Origin of the sequence: Flavobacterium chryseum (genome assembly GCF_004362015.1) — a bacterium.
Classification (GTDB): Bacteria; Bacteroidota; Bacteroidia; order Flavobacteriales; family Flavobacteriaceae; genus Flavobacterium.
On sequence record NZ_SNWW01000008.1, the window covers coordinates 46,198 to 63,409 of the forward strand.

Below are 17,212 nucleotides of genomic sequence, written 5' to 3' on the forward strand. Positions count from 1 at the left end.
TTGAAACCTGAAACCTGAAACTATTTAAACAAAACCTTATTCTGCTTTTACGCGCAAATGATTAATTACCGTTTGAGGAGCCTGGTATTCAAATTTAATTTTGTCATTCTCTTTTACTTTCTGAACTCCTTCAAGTAAAATTTTATCATTTTCAGTAAGTCCGCTGCTTACAACATACAAATCGGGGATTTCACCTGTAATGGTGATTTCTCTTGAACTCACTTTGTTGTTTTTATCTACAACAAAAACATATTTTTTGTCCTGAATTTCGTAAGTCGCTTTTTGTGGAATCACAATAGCATTTTTCAACGGAACAAGCATTTGAACTTTTCCTGTTTCACCGTTTCTAAGCAATTTTCCTGAATTAGGGAACCTTGCTCTAAAAGCAATATTTCCGGTTTCGCTGTTAAATTCACTTTCGATAACTTCTACGTTTCCTTGGTATTTAAAAATTTCGCCATTTGCCAAAAGCAAATTAACTTTAGTTTGAGCACGATCTTTTACATCATTTTCATACTGTAGATATTCCGGCTCTGAAACGTTAAAATAAGCAAACATTTGACTGTTGTCTGAAAGACTTGTTAGTAATTCTCCTTCGTCGATAAGGCTTCCTAATTTTAATGGAATACGGTCAATTGTTCCGTCAAACGGAGCTCTGATTTCGGTAAATCCTAAATGAATTTTTGCCAATGCTACTTCAGCTCTTGCTGCTTGTAGTTTTGACTGGGCAACAGCCTGCTCATTTTTAGAAACGATATTTTTGTCTGCTAAAGTTTTAGCATTTTGCAATTCTATTTCAGCAGATTTTTCTTCAGCCTGAGCTTTAAGTAACTCTGCTTCATAAAGTTTTGGCATAATTCTGAACAAAACCTGACCCGCTTTTACAAACTGACCTTCATCAACATAAATGTTTTGTAAAAACCCTTTTTCCTGGGCACGAAGTTCAATATTCCGAACAGATTTTATCTGCGAAACATACTCCTTGGTAAACGAAGTATCAATTTTTACAGGATTGGTCACTGTAAATTTTTCTTCTTCTTCTTTTTCTTCTTTTTTTGATGTACAACTGGTTAGGCACAACATGGCAATTAAGCCCGTTAACACGACTATTCTTTTCATGATATAAAAATGGAAATTAAGCGATTGAATTAGGAATATGAAAATTCCTTTAGATGTAAAGAATCATCAGTCGCCGGAATAAAACGTGAACCTTAAAAATGAAGAAATATCTTAAAAATACAATTCATAGTTATGCATGATCACGCCTTTGGTAACCGATGTATAAGTAGAATCAAATTCTTAAAACTCTCTGAGTAATGTAAATAGGATTGGATTGACCACATGATGGTCCTAAAATTTCAAAAAGACTGTATGAGTTTGCAGCGTTTTGACGAGAGAATGTCAAATATAAATCATTTAATAAACTATAGTTTGCTGCAAGAAACTTAGTTGAAAGTCCATCTTTATCACCAAAATATTCTTCATCCAAATCTAAATCGGCATCTTCAATAATTGAGCTGCCTTGTTCATTATTGGTAAATTTTACCCGGTGTCTTTTTTCAAGAAGGTGGTGAGAATTTAGGTGAGTTTCAGCATTAAGGTATTGCCCTCCGCCTAACAGAAGGAAATTCATAAATGTTAAAAATACTATTAACTTTCTCATTTGAGTGCGAAAGTAATAAAAGATTGGAATAAAAAAAATAAAATAAGAAAGTCTTAACATGTTATAATATACGAAAACGTTTTCTTTTTTTTCTACTCTTTATTTGATAATAAAACCAACCATTTTATGCTAAAATAACAGCTCGTACATAACTTTAATGTAACATTTAGAACTTATGAAAAAGCGCAAAGTTCAAAAAAAGAAGAATCCTAAATATTTGACTGTAAATGTTTTATTTGAAAATTTTTATATTGATTTTTAAAGCAGAATTTCCATTATAGTAAATTCCTGTTCTGCTTTAGTAAAAGTTTTATGAGTGTCTATCATACCGAATTTCTCATAAAATTGCTTTTTGTTTGATCTTGCATTGCACCAAATTTTATTGAGTTCTTTTTCTTTTGCTAAATCAAAAACATACAGTAATAATTTTGAAGCAATTCCCTGACCCTGAAACGATTCTAAAGTTGCTAATTTTCGAAACTGCAATTCTTTATCAGTAATAAAACAGGAAACTACTGAAACTAATTTTTCATTACTAAAAGCACCAAAATGCAATCCTGAATTATCTTCGGTTAATTGAACAAATTCAAAAGGCTGATCCGGCCACATTACTTCGTGTCTTATTTGCCAGGTTTCTGATGATTGAATTGCTGCAATTTTCATTGGAAATTTATTTTTATTCAAATTTAAATCAATTCAATTTGAAAATGAGTTTAGAATTTCCATTGCTTTTTCTACATCATTTTTATTTACAAAAATATGATCGTGATAATATGCCGCTACGACATTACAGCTAATTTGATTCTCTGCAAGTGCTTTCGAAAAAGCTGCGGTTAAGCCAACTGCTTCTAATGATGAGTACACAGAAAGGGTTATCCAGGACATTATAACAGTATAATCTAACTTTAATGTGTCGGCAATTTCTTTTTTAAGAATTATTGTAATTGCTTCTTTTTCTTTGAAGAACATTTCAATATCAGCAAGATTTACTTTTTCTAAGTTTTCTGTTTTACAAAAAACATAATCTCCTGAATTCTGTTCCGGTTTCATGCTTTTAAGTAATATCTGTAAATCTTTTTCTCCTGACATATACTTTATAATTTTATTTTTTCCGTTTTTCTTTAGTTTAGTAAATACCGTTTATTAAAAATTCGTCAGATCAGTAACGGAACCGACCAACGGCTATCATTTGTTTAATATGGGAATTGATATGATAAATTACTTTTTACAGTCTGACTTAAAATCATTTCAATCAAAAACAAAAAAGACTATTTTCTTTCCGAAAATAGTCTTTAAGATATTACTAACTGTTTAATTCTATTATTCAGAATAGTAAATATAATATAAAAGCAAATCGAAATTTAGCTTAGTGTAATTCTTTTATCCTTTAGTGTAAAATCGTTCCAGATTGTTGGTTTCTATTTTTTCAACACCCCTTTCAGTTTTTTTAGCAATGTTAATCACGTGCAAGATACCTGAAGTTTCATCTACTGTACAATTCCAGATCGTACCGTCAGATAAAATAATGGCTGAAAATAAGGAATCTGATTCTTCTTTATTGTAGAAAACAAGATTTTCAGTTTTTATAGGCTTTTTAACTAATGTCTTTTTATCGAGTTCATAAAATAAAATCTGAGTTTTATTTATTTCAATAAATTGCTCGACTAATGCATTTTTGGAATCACTTTCTGAATTTACCGCCCAGATTGGCTTATCACCTCTTAATTTCCAGATACCTAAAGCTTTATCCATTATATCTTTTCTTAAAATGGTTTTTAGGGTATCTACTTTTTTAATAGATTCTTTCCCTAATTCATTTTCAGGTCTAATTCTGGATACAACAGAATATAAATCGAGTGCATTTTTAAAATCTGCTTTTTTGTAGCAGGATACAGCCATTTCATATTTGTTTTTTTGAAATTTAGCTTTTGCATCGTTTTGACTAAAACCTTTAAAAACTAAAAGTAAAATAAGAATTGTAATGTTTTTTTTCATTTAAATGGGGATTTTAAATTGACTGCAAACATAATTAGATTAATTAAATAATTTCTAACAGAATAAGGTATTTCTTTCGTTAGTCAAAAACATAAAAATTCAAAAAGAGCACAATCAACTAACTTTCAATTCATTAAACAAAAAAATCACCTTTCTCAATTTGAAAAAGATGATTTTAAAATACAATTTAATGCTTATTATTTTGCTGACCAGGTATTATTTGCCGGCGTAAAATCCATAAAAATACCTCCGTCAACCATTATCTGTTTAATTTGTTTTTTACCGTTTAAAGTAATTGTAGCAAGCTTTTGATTTGATTCCCAGATTGCAGGAGTTTGATGTAAGGTTTCTTTTGAACCATCTGTATAAACGACATTTACATCAAAGGGAATTGCAAAACCTCCTACGTTTTCTATAGAAATGCTATTTTTTGCTACATTTTTAACTGAAAGATCAATATAGTTATTCGTGAAGAACCAATTGTTAAAGAACCAGTTCAGGTTTTTTCCAGAGCTTGTATTAAATGAATTAAAATAATCCCACGGAATTGGATGTTTGCCATTCCACGTTTCCATATAAGCATGAAGGGATTTTTTGAATAAATCATCTCCAAGCAAATCTTTTAAGGCAATATAAGAAAGTGACGCTTTTCCGTATGAATTATTTCCATATCCCGGGCCTGAAACCTGTGTAGACATTGAGATAATAGGCTGATCCTGTTCTGTCGATGGATCATTTATATATTGTGCTACTCTAAATTCTTTATAAAATTTATCTGCAGCTTCTTTTCCGTGTTGTGCAGTTCCAATTAAATATTCAAACGTAGTCGCCCAGCCTTCATCCATAAAAGCATAACGTGTTTCGTTGATTCCCATATAAAAAGGAAAATAAGTATGTGCTACTTCATGATCCTGAACCAATTGTGCAAAAACCGGATCTCCTACTTGCGAGTCATTACACATCATAGGATATTCCATATCTGCAAATCCCTGAAAAGCAGTCATTTTAGAAAACGGATAAGGAACTCCCGGCCAGTTGTTCGAAAACCAATCTAAAGCATATCTATTATTTTTGATAGAATTGACAAAATCAGTTCCTTTTACATCGTATGCTGCCTGAACACTCGCGCGACGGTTTGTTTTTTTGTCTACAACAACGCTGCTGGCATCCCATAAATAATGATCGCTTAAACCGAAACAAACATCAGAGATATTTTTGGCTTCAAATTTCCAGATATTCCAATCGTTTTGTTTGGTTACAACACCACTTTTCATTTCCTGTTCGTTGGCGATGTGCAAAATTTCATCTGTTGCATAAGATTTTTTAAGGCGCGCTGAAAATTCAGGTTGCAAAACCTCGTCCGGATTTAATAAATCTCCGGTTCCGTAAACTACATAATTTTTAGGCGCTTTTACAGAATAGGTATAATCATTAAAATCGTTATAAAACTCCTGACGATCTGTATGAGGCAATCTGTCCCACTTATTGTAGTCATCAAAAACAGAAACACGGGGGTAACTGTAAGCGGCAAAAAATGTCGTGTTATCAATTTGGCCTTCTCTACCACTCTCTTTAGATAACGGATAATTCCAATCGATATTAATAGTGATTTTAGAATGAGGAAGTATTGGTTTTTTCATTTTAACATTTCCCACTGTTCCCCAGCTTCTTGCATCTTCTTTGTAAATTTCTCCTTCAATTTTTAAAGACGTAATAGTCAATCCGTCGCTTAAAAAATCATCACTAACACTTCCGCCTCTTGGAGAAGATGGTTTATGAAGATTGTTTACAAACCGAATTGGCAAGTTTCGCAAAGTATCGTTATTGTTGTTTTCATAAACAATAGTTTCACTTCCGCTAACAACTTTTGTATCTGCATTTACAGTTAAAGCAATGTAATATTTTCCGTGATTTTGCCAGTAGTTTTTTCCTGGTTTTCCGTCTGCAGAACGAGTTCCTTTTGCGTAGGCATCTTTAATATTTCTGGGCATATATAATTCCTGGGCGAAATTATTTTGCGCTAAAAATAAGAATACGATTAGTATAAATTTTTCCATAACGTGGTTTAAGATTTTTGGTAATTGAAATTGATTTTACTATTAGTGTTATTTTTCGATTGATTGTTACAATTACTCAAAGATATTTTATCGTTATGGTTAATTTGCCACAAAGGCCCAAGGACGCAAAGATTATTGTTTTAAAAGACACAAATAAAAACTTTGTGACTTTGCGCCTTAGTGGCAACATAAAAAAAACCGTCTTCTTCAAAAAATGAAAAAGACGGTTTCTGCATCTTCAACAGATTAAAATCCGTTGCTACAAAATATAATCAGTATTAATGAAATTAGATTCTTTGCTGTTTAACAATTCCTGCAAAATTTCATTATTGTAAGCAATATCTTTTGAAGCTACGAACGTACGAATCGAGAACGAACGCAAAGCGTCAGGAATACTTAATGTTCCTACAGCAGAATCTTTACGACCTGTAAACGGGAACGCATCCGGACCTCTTTGACAAGAACTGTTTAGATTTACTCTACAAACTAAGTTGACCAAAGAATCGATAAGCGGTGCCAGCGTTTTAATATCTTTTCCGAACAAACTTACTTGTTGCCCGTAATTTGATTCGGCCATATCATCAAGAGGCTGATCAATATGTTTAAAAGAAATAATTGGTACTACTGGTCCAAATTGTTCTTCGTGATAGACTCTCATTTGTTTGTTTACAGGAAATAAAACTGCAGGGAAAATATAATTCTCTGTTTGTTTACCGCCTTTTTCGTTCAATATTTTTGCTCCTTTACTAGTTGCATCATCAATTAAACCCTGAATATATTTTGGTTTATCACTTTCAGGAAGCGGTGTTAATGAAACTCCTTTTTCCCAAGGATTTCCAAATACCAATCCATCGACTTTCTCAGAGAAACGTTTGTTAAATTCTTCTACAATAGATTCATGAACATATAAAACTTTCAAAGCTGTACAACGCTGACCGTTGAAAGATAAGCTTCCTGCAATACATTCCTGAATAGCTAAATCTAAATCGGCATCCGGTAAAATAATCGCCGGATTTTTTGCTTCTAATCCTAAAATCAAACGTAATCTGTTTTTGTTTGGATGCTGATCCTGCAATGCAATTGCCGATTTACTGTTTCCGATTAATGCCAGAACATCAATTTTTCCTGATTTCATTATTGGAGATGCAATTTCGCGCCCTCTGCCATACACAATATTGATTACGCCTTTAGGAAAACTGCTTCTAAAAGCATGCAATAATGGCGAAATACATAAAACACCATGTTTTGCCGGTTTAAAGATTACGGCATTACCCATAATCAAAGCCGGAATCAATAGCGAAAATGTTTCATTAAGCGGGTAATTGTAAGGTCCTAAACACAATACAACTCCTAAAGGTCCACGGCGAATCATTGCATTAACGCCTTGTACTTTAGAGAAATACGAACTGCGACCGTTTAATTCCTTATAACTGTCGATCGTATCTTGGATATATTCTATGGTTCTGTCAAATTCTTTTTGCGAATCGCCAAGGTTTTTCCCAATTTCCCACATCAAAAGTTTAACCACTTCTTCGCGGGTGTCCTTCATCTGTCTCAGGAAATTTTCCATGCATTTAATACGGTCAGATACTTTCATGGTTGGCCACAAGCCCTGCCCTTTATTATAGGCTCCATTGGCAGCCTCAACTACCTCAGCAGCTTCTTTTTCTCCCATAAATGGAATCGATCCTAATACTGTTGGCGCATATTTTTCTGTAGAAGAAATTGTTGAAAATACAGGTGTAGTTTGTCCTGTCCATTTTTTCAATTCTCCATTTACAAGATAAGTATCCTGATTTATAAGGTTTGTAATTTGATATTCTTCGGGGATTAAACTCATAATTTGGTAATTTTTATAGTTTGGTTATTAATTGCAATTTCAAAAAGAAAAAAGAGGCTCATTAGGCCTCTTTTTTTGTTTTATGGATTTATGGTTTCGCCTTCCCAGTCCAGGATTCCGCCAAGTAAATTATAGGCATTATTAATCCCTAATTCATTCATAACCTGGCATGCTTTTGCACTTCTGGCTCCAGAACGGCAATACACGTAATAATTTTTATTTTTGTCTAATTCTTCGATTTCATAAATAAAACCCTGACCTTTATTAATATCGATGTTTACAGCATTCTCGATATAACCGTCGTTAAATTCGTCTTCAGTTCTTACGTCCAGTATAACTGCATTCTCGTCAGCAGCAAGCTGATTAACCCAATCTTCTTGTGATAAATTCATAATAAGTGTTTTTTGTAAAATTACGACGTTTCTATTAATTAAAAACGTACCAAATGCGATTTCGATTATTATTCTCAGAAAACGTTTTAGAGAAACTATTATAATCAGTGAATTACAAATTTACTCACTATTTTTAAAAATATAGTCTATAAAATCGATGGAAAATTGGATTTTCTCATTTTCGGAAATTCCCTCTTCAAAATAGATTTCTCACATTTTAAACCACTTCAATCTGCTATCTTTGTATCAAATTATAGGTTTAAATCTTATTTTGATAAAACTTAAAAGTTCTAAATTAACGATTGTCAGTTCGAGCGGAGTCGAGAACCCGCAAAGCATCTCGACTCCGCTCGATGTGACAAACCCAAATAAAACGATGCAAAATTCATTAAAAAACATCTTTCCAAATTTCTCTAAAGAACTCATTTCAACTATTGAAGAAAACGGAACCCTGCAACACTTTGAGGCCGGAACTATTTTAATGCGAACCGGACAATATATTAAAAACACGGTTTTGATTACCAAAGGAAAAATCAAGATTTATCGTGAAGGCGAGGATGGCGGAGAATTTTTAATGTATTATTTGCAACCGGGACAGGCCTGCGCGATTTCGATGATTTGCACTGCCAAAAGCGAAAAAAGCCAAATTATGGCCAAAGTAGTCGAAGATGTTTCAGTCATGATGATTCCGCTCCAAATGATGGACAAATGGATGATGGAGCACAGATCCTGGTACGAGTTTGTAATTGAAACCTATCGAAGCCGTTTTGAAGAAGTTCTCGAAGTGGTCGATAATATTGCTTTCCGTTCTATGGATGAACGTTTAGAATTTTATCTTAAAAGACATTCAGAAGCGTGCGGATGTCAGGAAGTGAAACTTTCACATCAGGAAATTGCAACAGAACTAAATACGTCCCGAGAAGTGGTTTCAAGATTACTCAAAAAAATGGAACAGAGAGGTTTAGTGAAACTGAATAGAAACCAAATAGAATTATTAAACACTAATTTTACAAATTAACACGAAAAATTTAAACACATAGAAACATAGATTTTATAGTTTAAAAAAAGATAATTAAGATAACTTGTTATCACACATAGCTATGTGAATTCATGCAAGTAAAACGCCTTTTAAAAATTTAAAAAGTTATGTTTCTATGTGTTAAAAATTTATCCTCTAAAGAATAATCTTTTTAATCTGTGGCAAAAACATTCATGTTAATTCGTGAAATTAGTGTTTAATAAATCCTATGTGATAAATGTTACTGTGAATCTCTTTTTAACGAAGCACCTTTGTACAAACTAAACAGCAATGGAATATATAGGATATTTTGCTTCGATCATTATCGGGATTTCGCTTGGCTTAATTGGCGGAGGCGGCTCGATATTAACTATTCCTATTTTGGTATATTTATTTAAAGTAAATCCCGAACAGGCAACATCTTATTCTTTATTTATTGTGGGATTGACTGCATTATTCGGAAGTTACAGTCATTATAAAATGGGAAATTTAAAGCTGAAATCGGCATTGTATTTTGCGATTCCGTCTGTAATTTCAATTTTGATTATTCGCGAAGTTATTTTTCCTCAAATTGCTTCAACCTTATTTTCAATCTCTTCCTATTCTGTTTCAAAAGATTTTCTGATTATGATTGTCTTTTCGGTTTTAATGATTACCGCAGCAATTTCAATGATTCGCAAAAACAAACCCAAAATAAAAAGTGCCGAAACCAATTATCTTCAATTAAGTTTTATAGGTTTCGTTGTCGGAATCATAACCGGATTTTTGGGTGCAGGCGGCGGATTTTTAATTATTCCTGCTCTGCTATTTTTCGCCAATTTACCAATGAAACAAGCCGTTGGAACTTCATTATTAATCATCACCATAAATTCATCCATAGGTTTTGGAGGTGATTTATACATCGGAACTCCGATAAATTATCCTTTTTTATTAAGTGTTTCTGCAATGGCACTTATCGGAATGATCATTGGAAGCCAGCTTTCTAAAAAAATTGATGGTGCCAGATTAAAACCTATTTTCGGATGGTTTGTGTTAGTAATGGGATTTTATATTATTACAAAAGAGGTTTTGTTTTAGCGTTTTAGTTTCAAGCAGATTTGGCAGATTTTTTATTTAAATTGACAAGATGAAAACTAAAAAAATCCGTTTATTCCTTAGAGTAAACGGATTATGTGTTTTTATTTTCTGTAATAGTTTTAGAAACAGTTGGCTTTCGATAAAACAAATACTTCAGTACCAAAGTATAAAAAGCAAAAATCGAAGCTGTTAAAGTTCCTATTACAAAAAGAAATTCAGTTTGTGTTAAAATATAGAATTTGTATGAAGCGCCAAAACCATGCAAAAGAATTACAATGGCAATAAATATTGCCCATCGTGAAGAAAAAATAAAAGCTTTTTTAGCATTTTCCTGCCTTAACTTTCGTTCAGAACTTTCATTTGCCTGTTCAATTTCAAATCGTTTTAGCTCAATATATTCCGAATGGCTTTTCGGATCATAAGGTTTCATCAAATGATCTTCTTTTTCAGCCTCTTTGGTAACATCAACAGGAACATTATCTATGTCGTATCCCAAAGCGCTATCGGTCAATTTTTCTGCTAAACTCTTCTCCATTACTTTTTCAATTTTTCTTTGTAGTAATCTTTTATAATACTATTTTCGATTACAGTATCATAAGTACCGTCCCAGGTTTGCGACCACGGACTTCCTTCTTCGTGTGTTATGGCAGAAAGTTGCAATCCGGATAAGTTCTTATAATTGTTCCAAATTTTCTTTAAGAACTCCTTATCTTCTTCCTTAATCGGATTTTTAGCAGAAATACTCAATAGAAAAGGATCGACATTATCTTTCCCAAACATTCGTATTGCATAATATAAATCCGGAATAACCGATCCGTATTTCCAAGCCTGCACCTGATTTTCAAAAAGCGGATTTCCGGTAATTCCCAAGTACCATCCATGCGAAATATAAGTCAATTTCAGCAGTTTCATTGGGTCTAAACCCTGTCCTTCTTCCTTTGCTAAATCTATGAAATACTTTGCGATATCGAAACAATTGTACATATAATTAAGTTTAAATTGTTCTTAGTTATAACAAAACTACTAAAAACTAAATCAATTACAATATTTGTAAGGATATTATCAAAAATGACGTCAGAATTTCTTAATATAAAAGTAATAATTCAAAGAATATTTTGGTCTAAAATATTAATTAACAAACTAGTAAAATTATGGGTTATAAATTTGGGCGTTCCTCCGGTCGGGCTATCCGCTATATCTTTTTTATGGCAGAAAAAGCCATAAAAAAGGATACCGCTCCTATCCCTAACGCAAAATTGGGTAACAAGAAGCTTTAGTTTTCAAAATCTCCTGTAAGGTTACTTAAGTGTCGATATACTACATGAGATTGCTTCGTTCCTCGCAAGGACATACGCTGAGTCATTGCGAGGAACGAAGCAACCACACTTGCAAATTAAAAAGCCGTTGGTAAAAACCAACGGCTATTCATATAATCAATTCGTGAAAATTCGTGTAATTCGTGGCAAAAAAACTTTAATGCTCCCCATACCCAACCTCATCCATTTTCCCGCTAAAAACGCGATACTGAATAATAAAATAAATAATCACTAGAAACAAAGCGATAAAAAACCAACTCATTCCGGCATTTAATCCGTATTCGCCGGCAGCTGTATTATAAATGGTTAAGGACGGATTTACTTTATTAGTCGAAGGCAAAACATTCGGGAAAATCGAAACGGCTGTTGAAGCAAATCCTCCCACTAAAAATAAAGTGGAAAACAGAAATCCCATTCCGTCTTTTTGGTACGAACGTACTTTGAACAAACCTAAAATTCCAACAAAAGTCATGATAGGAAAAAACCAAAGAATTGGATTTTCTACAAAATTATGAAATGGTTCCGCCTCAATAAAATGCCAGATTTGCAGCGAGATAACAACCAAAATCAATAAAACAATATTCAGTTTAAAAACTAAATTCTTAAGCTTTGTATTTAAAGATGAATTGGTTTTAAAAATAATCCAGTTGGCACCGTGAATTGACAAAGCTACAACGCTTACAATTCCTAAAAAGAGCGTAAACCAATCTATAATTCCCAATTCGTTGGCTTGCGGACTAAAAGTAGGATTCCATAAAGGCAAAAAGAAAAAATGCGCTTCTTGTGTTGAAACGCTGTTGGTTACCATTCCGAGATTTACACCGCGAACAATATTTCCTAAAGCAATTCCGAAGAACAAAGCCAAAAGCAAACTTGCGATTCCGAAAGCTTTGTCCCAAATTACTTCCCACATTGGATGGTGCACTTGTCCGCGCATTTCTAGACCAATCGCGCGGAAAATCAAAAGCCATAAAATCATGATTAAAGGCAAATAAAATCCGCTGAAAGAAGAAGCATATAAAGTAGGGAAAGCGAAAAACAAAACGCCACCGGCAGCAATTATCCAAACTTCATTGGCATCCCAAAACGGACCAATGGCATTTGTAATTGCTTTTTTATCTTTCTCTTCTTTAGCCAGAAATAAATGAATAATTCCTGCGCCAAAATCGTAACCGTCTAATACAATATAAACAGCCAGAATTCCCATTAAAACTACGTACCAAAAAAATTCCATATTTATATTTTTTCTGTTGAAAGTTCCACATGAAGAGGTCCTTTATTTATAATTTTTCCAACCAAAAGCAAAAACAACATTCCCAGTAAAAGATACAATCCTATAAATCCCAGTAAAGTAAACAAAGTATTTCCCGATGAAACAGTTGGCGATGCTCCCGCTGATGTTCGCATTAAATTGTAAACCAGCCACGGCTGTCTTCCTAATTCGGCACAATACCAACCTGTAGTATTAGCGATATACGGAAATGGCATCATAAAAAGCAGCGACCATAAAACCCATTTGGTTTGATATAATTTCTTTCTGATCAACTGAAAAACAGCAAAAGCCATTAAACCAATAAACACAGTTCCGAGTCCGACCATAATATGATACGCATAATACAATCCGGAGATATTGGTTGGATGTAAATCTTCTTCGAACTGGTCTAAACCTTTTACTTCCCTGTCCCAACTTCCATAAGTTAAGAAACTTAGAATATTTGGAACCGCAATTTTATTATCCAGTTTTTTATCTTTTACATCGGGCTGACCAATTAAAACAATTTCAGAACCTTTCTTTTCGGTATGAAAAATTCCTTCCATAGCAGCGAAAGTTACGGGTTGGTATTTCACGACATTTTTAGCCAGTAAATCTCCCGTTGGAACTGCAACAATTACACAAGAAATCAATCCGAAGATTACACCTGTTTTTACAAACAACCTCCCGAAAGAAACATTTTTCTGACTCAAAATATAAAATGCGCCAATTCCTGCCACAACAAATGAACTTGTTACCACAGAAGCTGCCTGATTGTGTAAATAAGAGGGCCACAACCACGGATTTAGAAATAAAGCTTTAAAATTCGTCAATACAAATTTTCCGTTTTGAAGTATTTCATAACCTACGGGATTCTGCATCCAGGAATGTGTCGCAATAATTAAATATCCACTCGCAAAGGAACCAATCCAAATGAGCAATCCGGTTACAAAATGCCATTTATGCCCAATGAGTTTTTCTCCAAATAAAAAGATTCCAAGAAATGAAGATTCTAAGAAAAAGGAGAACATTCCTTCCATTGCTAATGTCTGACCGATAATTCCGCCGGTTAATTCAGAAAATTTAGCCCAGTTGGTTCCAAATTGAAATTCCATCGGAATTCCGGTTACAACGCCCATTGCAAAATTCAGAGCGAAGATTTTCATCCAGAAATGCGTGGCGTGATTGTATTGTTCGTCTTTTGTTCTGAGGTATTTCCACTTAAAATAAACAATGATCAGCGAAAGACCCATTGTAAGTTGCGGAAAAAGATAGTGAAAGGTAATTGTGAAGGCAAATTGCATTCGGTCATAAAAAAGCATTTCTTCCATAGTGGTATTTTATTTATGAAGTCCCACAAATTTACCCATTAAAACCCGAAATTCCTGCCTGAAAAAAAACTTTATGAGCTGATATTTGTTAAACTTTTCAACAATTCATTTTGTATTTGCAGTACGTTTGTCATTTCGACCGGAGGGAGAAATCGCACTAGAAACTCCATAAACAAAATCGCTAATCTTTGTCGATTATCGCGTGTGATTTCTCCCTTTGGTCGAAATGACAAGATTACGTATAAAAAAAAATCTCTACTCGTTTTTCAAAATCCCTTTTGCTACACTTTCATTAATTAAACCTTCTGCATAATTCCATAACGTTTTTGAACCTTCTTTTATAACGCTCTTTTTTTCGTAAACCTTTTTATAGCTTACGTCAAATTCTTTCCATACTCCTCCATTATTAGACGTGTTTTGCAATAAAGGTTCTAATCTGTCCATCGATTTGGCAAACTTTGCTTCGTTGGTTTCGCCGGCTTCAAATTCTTCCCAAATAGAAATCATTTCATCGGCTTGTTTTTCAGGAAGTAAACCAAAAATACGATTAGCAGCCAATCGTTCTTCATCGGTATTATCATGATTTTTTTGTGTATCATACATGAAAACATCTCCGGCATCAATTTCTACAATATCGTGTATCAAAACCATTTTCACGACTTTCAAAATATCAATAGGCTCATCTGAATGTTCTGCCAACACAATCGCCATTAAAGCCAAATGCCAACTGTGTTCAGCATCATTTTCATTTCGATCGCTATTAAACAGCTTTGTTTTTCGCTGAATGTATTTTACTTTATCAATCTCTTTAATAAAAGCAATTTGATTTAATAAGTCTTCTGTGTTCATATCAGTAGTTTTAGTCAGTTGTAAAATTACATAGAATTTTTTCTACCATATAAGTGATGTAAGATCATTTAACAATAAAGCAGATTACGTTCCACATTAAACTTACCTGTTCACTTAATATAATAAAAATTCTTAAAAAAAATTTCAACACATTAAGTTATTATAAGTTCATTTTAGCACAACGTACATTACGCAACACCTTAAAATCACTTATATCACTTACTATGGTAAAATTCCCTTTTTTTTACACAAAAATCAAATTTGTGTAACATTAGTCACCCATTTTAATGAAAAAGTAGGTTACCTTTGTATTCCCTTATTTTTACAACACGTATCATGAAAATTGAACAAATTTACACTGGATGCCTTGCGCAAGGTGCATACTATATAACTTCAAACGGAGAAGCAGCAATCATAGATCCGCTTCGCGAAATTCAGCCTTATTTAGATCGTTTAGAACGCGATCAGGTTAAATTAAAATACATTTTCGAAACGCACTTTCACGCTGATTTTGTTTCCGGTCATATCGATTTAAGCAAAGAAACTCAGGCGCCAATTGTTTACGGACCAAATGCGGCTTGTGAATTCGATTGCATTTCTGCGAAAGACGGACAAGAATTTAAAATCGGAAATATTACGATAAAAGCCTTGCATACTCCTGGACATACAATGGAAAGCACGACTTATTTGTTGGTTGATGCAAACGGAAAAGATCACGCTATTTTCTCAGGAGATACTTTATTTATTGGTGATGTTGGCCGTCCTGATTTAGCGCAAAAAGCGGCTGGAATGACTCAGGATGAGTTAGCCGGAATTTTATTTCATTCTTTAAGAGATAAAATCATGACTTTGGCTGATGATGTGATTGTTTATCCTGCTCATGGTGCCGGAAGCGCTTGCGGAAAAAACATGAGTAAAGAAACGGTTTCGACAATTGGAAATCAGAAAGCTACCAATTATGCTTTGCGTGCAAATATGACGGAAACTGAATTTATTACTGAAGTTACTGACGGATTATTACCTCCTCCAGCCTATTTTAGTATGAATGTTGCCATGAACAAAACAGGTTATGAAAGCTTTGAATCTGTTTTGAATAACGGAATGAAAGCTATTAATGCAAAAGATTTTGAGGCTGTAGCCGAAGAAACCGGAGCCTTAATTTTAGATACCAGAAAAAATGGTGATTTTAGTAAAGGATTTATTCCGCAATCTATAAATATCGGAATCAATGGTGATTTTGCACCGTGGGTTGGAACTTTAATTGCGAATGTAAAGCAGCCAATTATATTAGTTACAGAAGTTGGTTTGGAAGAAGAAACCGTAACGCGATTGAGCCGTGTAGGTTTCGATTCGATTATTGGTCATCTTGAAGGCGGTTTCGAAGCCTGGCAAAAAGCTGGTTTTGAAGTTGATACGGTTAACCGAATTTCTGCTGAACAATTTGCAAATGAATTCAAAATTGAAAAAGATAAAGTAATTGACATTCGCAAAGAAACGGAATACGAAGCAGAACATATTGAAGATGCTTACAGTAAACCTTTGGCTTATATTAATGACTGGGTAAAAGACATTAATCCGAATGAGCATTTTTATTTGCATTGCGCCGGTGGATACCGCAGTATGATCGCGGCTTCGATTTTGCAGGCTCGCGGTTTCAGAAATTTTACCGAAATTGACGGTGGTTTTGGAGCAATTGCAAAGACTGATATTCCAAAATCAGATTTTGTTTGCCAAAGTAAAGTATTAAAATAAATTTGAGGTACAGAGAGGCAAAGGTTCAAAGAGACAAAGTTATTCCTACGAATCTCTACCTTTGAACCTCTGTCCCTTTGAACCTTTGAACCTTAAAATATGCTAGAAATTATAAAAGAACCTTGGCCTTGGTACGTTGCAGGTCCGTTGATTGGATTAACTGTTCCAATTTTGTTGATTATCGGAAATAAATCTTTCGGGATTAGTTCGTCATTGCGACATATTTGTGCGATGTGTATTCCGGCGAATATTTCATTTTTTAAGTACGATTGGAAAAAGGAAAGCTGGAATTTATTCTTCGTTTTTGGAATTTTCCTTGGCGGAATTATCGCTGCTTATTTTTTAGCAAATCCAAATCCGGTTGAAATTACGCGGCAGCTTTCTGAGCAACTAGCTTCTTATGGCATTACGGATCATTCGGGATTATTGCCAAAAGAACTTTTTTCCTGGGAAAGTTTATTAACACTTCGTGGCTTTATCATGATTGTCGTTGGAGGATTTTTAGTTGGTTTTGGAACGCGTTACGCCGGAGGATGCACAAGCGGACATGCTATTATGGGAATTTCGAACTTGCAATGGCCTTCTTTGGTAGCTACAATCTGTTTTATGATTGGCGGTTTTATTATGGCTAATTTGATTTTACCTTATATTCTTTCACTTTAAAAATTTC

General features: G+C 33.7%; 17 protein-coding genes. 4 read left to right on the forward strand and 13 right to left on the reverse strand.

Going from position 1 to position 17,212, the window contains the following annotated elements; translation table 11 throughout:
* Positions 1-36: 36 nt before the first annotated feature.
* From EV143_RS15520 to EV143_RS15555, 8 genes are all read right to left on the reverse strand, one after another.
* Positions 37-1,119: an efflux RND transporter periplasmic adaptor subunit gene (locus tag EV143_RS15520; RefSeq protein ID WP_133508861.1), complete on the reverse strand. Its 1,083-nt coding sequence runs from the start codon at positions 1,117-1,119 to the stop codon at positions 37-39.
* Between the two features lie 172 nt (positions 1,120-1,291).
* Positions 1,292-1,633, reverse strand: coding sequence for a hypothetical protein (locus EV143_RS15525; protein ID WP_243739887.1), 342 nt, complete (start codon positions 1,631-1,633; stop codon positions 1,292-1,294).
* A 288-nt stretch (positions 1,634-1,921) separates the two neighbouring features.
* On the reverse strand, positions 1,922-2,326 hold the full coding sequence (locus EV143_RS15530) for a GNAT family N-acetyltransferase (RefSeq protein ID WP_133508863.1): 405 nt from the start codon (positions 2,324-2,326) through the stop codon (positions 1,922-1,924).
* 33 nt (positions 2,327-2,359) lie between these two features.
* Positions 2,360-2,752 carry an ACT domain-containing protein gene (locus EV143_RS15535; RefSeq protein WP_133508864.1) on the reverse strand — a complete coding sequence of 131 codons (393 nt, stop codon included), beginning with the start codon at positions 2,750-2,752 and terminating at the stop codon, positions 2,360-2,362.
* A 291-nt stretch (positions 2,753-3,043) separates the two neighbouring features.
* Complete coding sequence (locus EV143_RS15540; protein WP_133508865.1) at positions 3,044-3,658, reverse strand: hypothetical protein; 615 nt, start codon at positions 3,656-3,658, stop codon at positions 3,044-3,046.
* Positions 3,659-3,855: 197 nt separating this feature from the next.
* The gene (locus EV143_RS15545) at positions 3,856-5,715 is read right to left on the reverse strand and encodes a M1 family metallopeptidase (protein WP_133508866.1); all 1,860 of its coding nucleotides are present in this window, start codon (positions 5,713-5,715) and stop codon (positions 3,856-3,858) included.
* A gap of 259 nt (positions 5,716-5,974) precedes the next feature.
* Positions 5,975-7,555, reverse strand: a complete 1,581-nt coding sequence (locus EV143_RS15550; protein ID WP_133508867.1) for an NADP-dependent glyceraldehyde-3-phosphate dehydrogenase — start codon at positions 7,553-7,555, stop codon at positions 5,975-5,977.
* A gap of 80 nt (positions 7,556-7,635) precedes the next feature.
* On the reverse strand, positions 7,636-7,947 hold the full coding sequence (locus EV143_RS15555; RefSeq protein WP_055095772.1) for a rhodanese-like domain-containing protein: 312 nt from the start codon (positions 7,945-7,947) through the stop codon (positions 7,636-7,638).
* 376 nt (positions 7,948-8,323) lie between these two features.
* Here EV143_RS15555 and EV143_RS15560 point away from each other — a divergent pair, with 376 nt between their 5' ends.
* Positions 8,324-8,965, forward strand: coding sequence for a Crp/Fnr family transcriptional regulator (locus EV143_RS15560; protein ID WP_133509065.1), 642 nt, complete (start codon positions 8,324-8,326; stop codon positions 8,963-8,965).
* A gap of 291 nt (positions 8,966-9,256) precedes the next feature.
* Entirely contained in the window at positions 9,257-10,042 is a 786-nt protein-coding gene (locus EV143_RS15565) for a sulfite exporter TauE/SafE family protein (protein WP_133508868.1), read from the forward strand.
* Positions 10,043-10,133: 91 nt separating this feature from the next.
* Here the strand turns inward: EV143_RS15565 and EV143_RS15570 are convergent, their stop codons facing one another.
* The 5 genes from EV143_RS15570 to EV143_RS15590 form a co-directional block, all read right to left on the reverse strand.
* A complete protein-coding gene (locus EV143_RS15570) occupies positions 10,134-10,577 on the reverse strand; it encodes a hypothetical protein (RefSeq protein ID WP_133508869.1) in 444 nt (147 codons plus the stop codon).
* Entirely contained in the window at positions 10,577-11,026 is a 450-nt protein-coding gene (locus tag EV143_RS15575; RefSeq protein ID WP_133508870.1) for a Panacea domain-containing protein, read from the reverse strand. The genes EV143_RS15570 and EV143_RS15575 overlap by 1 nt, the downstream gene beginning before the upstream one ends.
* A gap of 489 nt (positions 11,027-11,515) precedes the next feature.
* Positions 11,516-12,592 (reverse strand): cytochrome d ubiquinol oxidase subunit II, encoded by a 1,077-nt coding sequence (cydB, locus tag EV143_RS15580; protein ID WP_133508871.1) that lies wholly within the window; start codon positions 12,590-12,592, stop codon positions 11,516-11,518.
* Between the two features lie 2 nt (positions 12,593-12,594).
* Positions 12,595-13,941: a cytochrome ubiquinol oxidase subunit I gene (locus EV143_RS15585; protein ID WP_133508872.1), complete on the reverse strand. Its 1,347-nt coding sequence runs from the start codon at positions 13,939-13,941 to the stop codon at positions 12,595-12,597.
* A 255-nt stretch (positions 13,942-14,196) separates the two neighbouring features.
* Positions 14,197-14,790 (reverse strand): HD domain-containing protein, encoded by a 594-nt coding sequence (locus EV143_RS15590; protein ID WP_133508873.1) that lies wholly within the window; start codon positions 14,788-14,790, stop codon positions 14,197-14,199.
* Positions 14,791-15,126: 336 nt separating this feature from the next.
* On the opposite strand from EV143_RS15590, the gene EV143_RS15595 reads away from it, so the two are divergent.
* Positions 15,127-16,542, forward strand: coding sequence for an MBL fold metallo-hydrolase (locus EV143_RS15595; protein ID WP_133508874.1), 1,416 nt, complete (start codon positions 15,127-15,129; stop codon positions 16,540-16,542).
* Between the two features lie 99 nt (positions 16,543-16,641).
* Entirely contained in the window at positions 16,642-17,205 is a 564-nt protein-coding gene (locus EV143_RS15600) for a YeeE/YedE family protein (protein ID WP_133508875.1), read from the forward strand.
* Positions 17,206-17,212 lie beyond the last annotated feature (7 nt).

Coding starts and splice junctions, on each gene's coding strand:
- EV143_RS15595 (WP_133508874.1), top strand. CDS start 15,127: ATGAAAATTGAACAAATTTACACTGGATGCCTTGCGCAAGGTGCATAC.
- cydB (WP_133508871.1), bottom strand. CDS start 12,592: ATGGAATTTTTTTGGTACGTAGTTTTAATGGGAATTCTGGCTGTTTAT.
- EV143_RS15525 (WP_243739887.1), bottom strand. CDS start 1,633: ATGAATTTCCTTCTGTTAGGCGGAGGGCAATACCTTAATGCTGAAACT.
- EV143_RS15545 (WP_133508866.1), bottom strand. CDS start 5,715: ATGGAAAAATTTATACTAATCGTATTCTTATTTTTAGCGCAAAATAAT.
- EV143_RS15570 (WP_133508869.1), bottom strand. CDS start 10,577: ATGGAGAAGAGTTTAGCAGAAAAATTGACCGATAGCGCTTTGGGATAC.
- EV143_RS15535 (WP_133508864.1), bottom strand. CDS start 2,752: ATGTCAGGAGAAAAAGATTTACAGATATTACTTAAAAGCATGAAACCG.
- EV143_RS15590 (WP_133508873.1), bottom strand. CDS start 14,790: ATGAACACAGAAGACTTATTAAATCAAATTGCTTTTATTAAAGAGATT.
- EV143_RS15555 (WP_055095772.1), bottom strand. CDS start 7,947: ATGAATTTATCACAAGAAGATTGGGTTAATCAGCTTGCTGCTGACGAG.
- EV143_RS15530 (WP_133508863.1), bottom strand. CDS start 2,326: ATGAAAATTGCAGCAATTCAATCATCAGAAACCTGGCAAATAAGACAC.
- EV143_RS15550 (WP_133508867.1), bottom strand. CDS start 7,555: ATGAGTTTAATCCCCGAAGAATATCAAATTACAAACCTTATAAATCAG.
- EV143_RS15540 (WP_133508865.1), bottom strand. CDS start 3,658: ATGAAAAAAAACATTACAATTCTTATTTTACTTTTAGTTTTTAAAGGT.
- EV143_RS15600 (WP_133508875.1), top strand. CDS start 16,642: ATGCTAGAAATTATAAAAGAACCTTGGCCTTGGTACGTTGCAGGTCCG.
- EV143_RS15575 (WP_133508870.1), bottom strand. CDS start 11,026: ATGTACAATTGTTTCGATATCGCAAAGTATTTCATAGATTTAGCAAAG.
- EV143_RS15520 (WP_133508861.1), bottom strand. CDS start 1,119: ATGAAAAGAATAGTCGTGTTAACGGGCTTAATTGCCATGTTGTGCCTA.
- EV143_RS15585 (WP_133508872.1), bottom strand. CDS start 13,941: ATGGAAGAAATGCTTTTTTATGACCGAATGCAATTTGCCTTCACAATT.
- EV143_RS15565 (WP_133508868.1), top strand. CDS start 9,257: ATGGAATATATAGGATATTTTGCTTCGATCATTATCGGGATTTCGCTT.
- EV143_RS15560 (WP_133509065.1), top strand. CDS start 8,324: ATGCAAAATTCATTAAAAAACATCTTTCCAAATTTCTCTAAAGAACTC.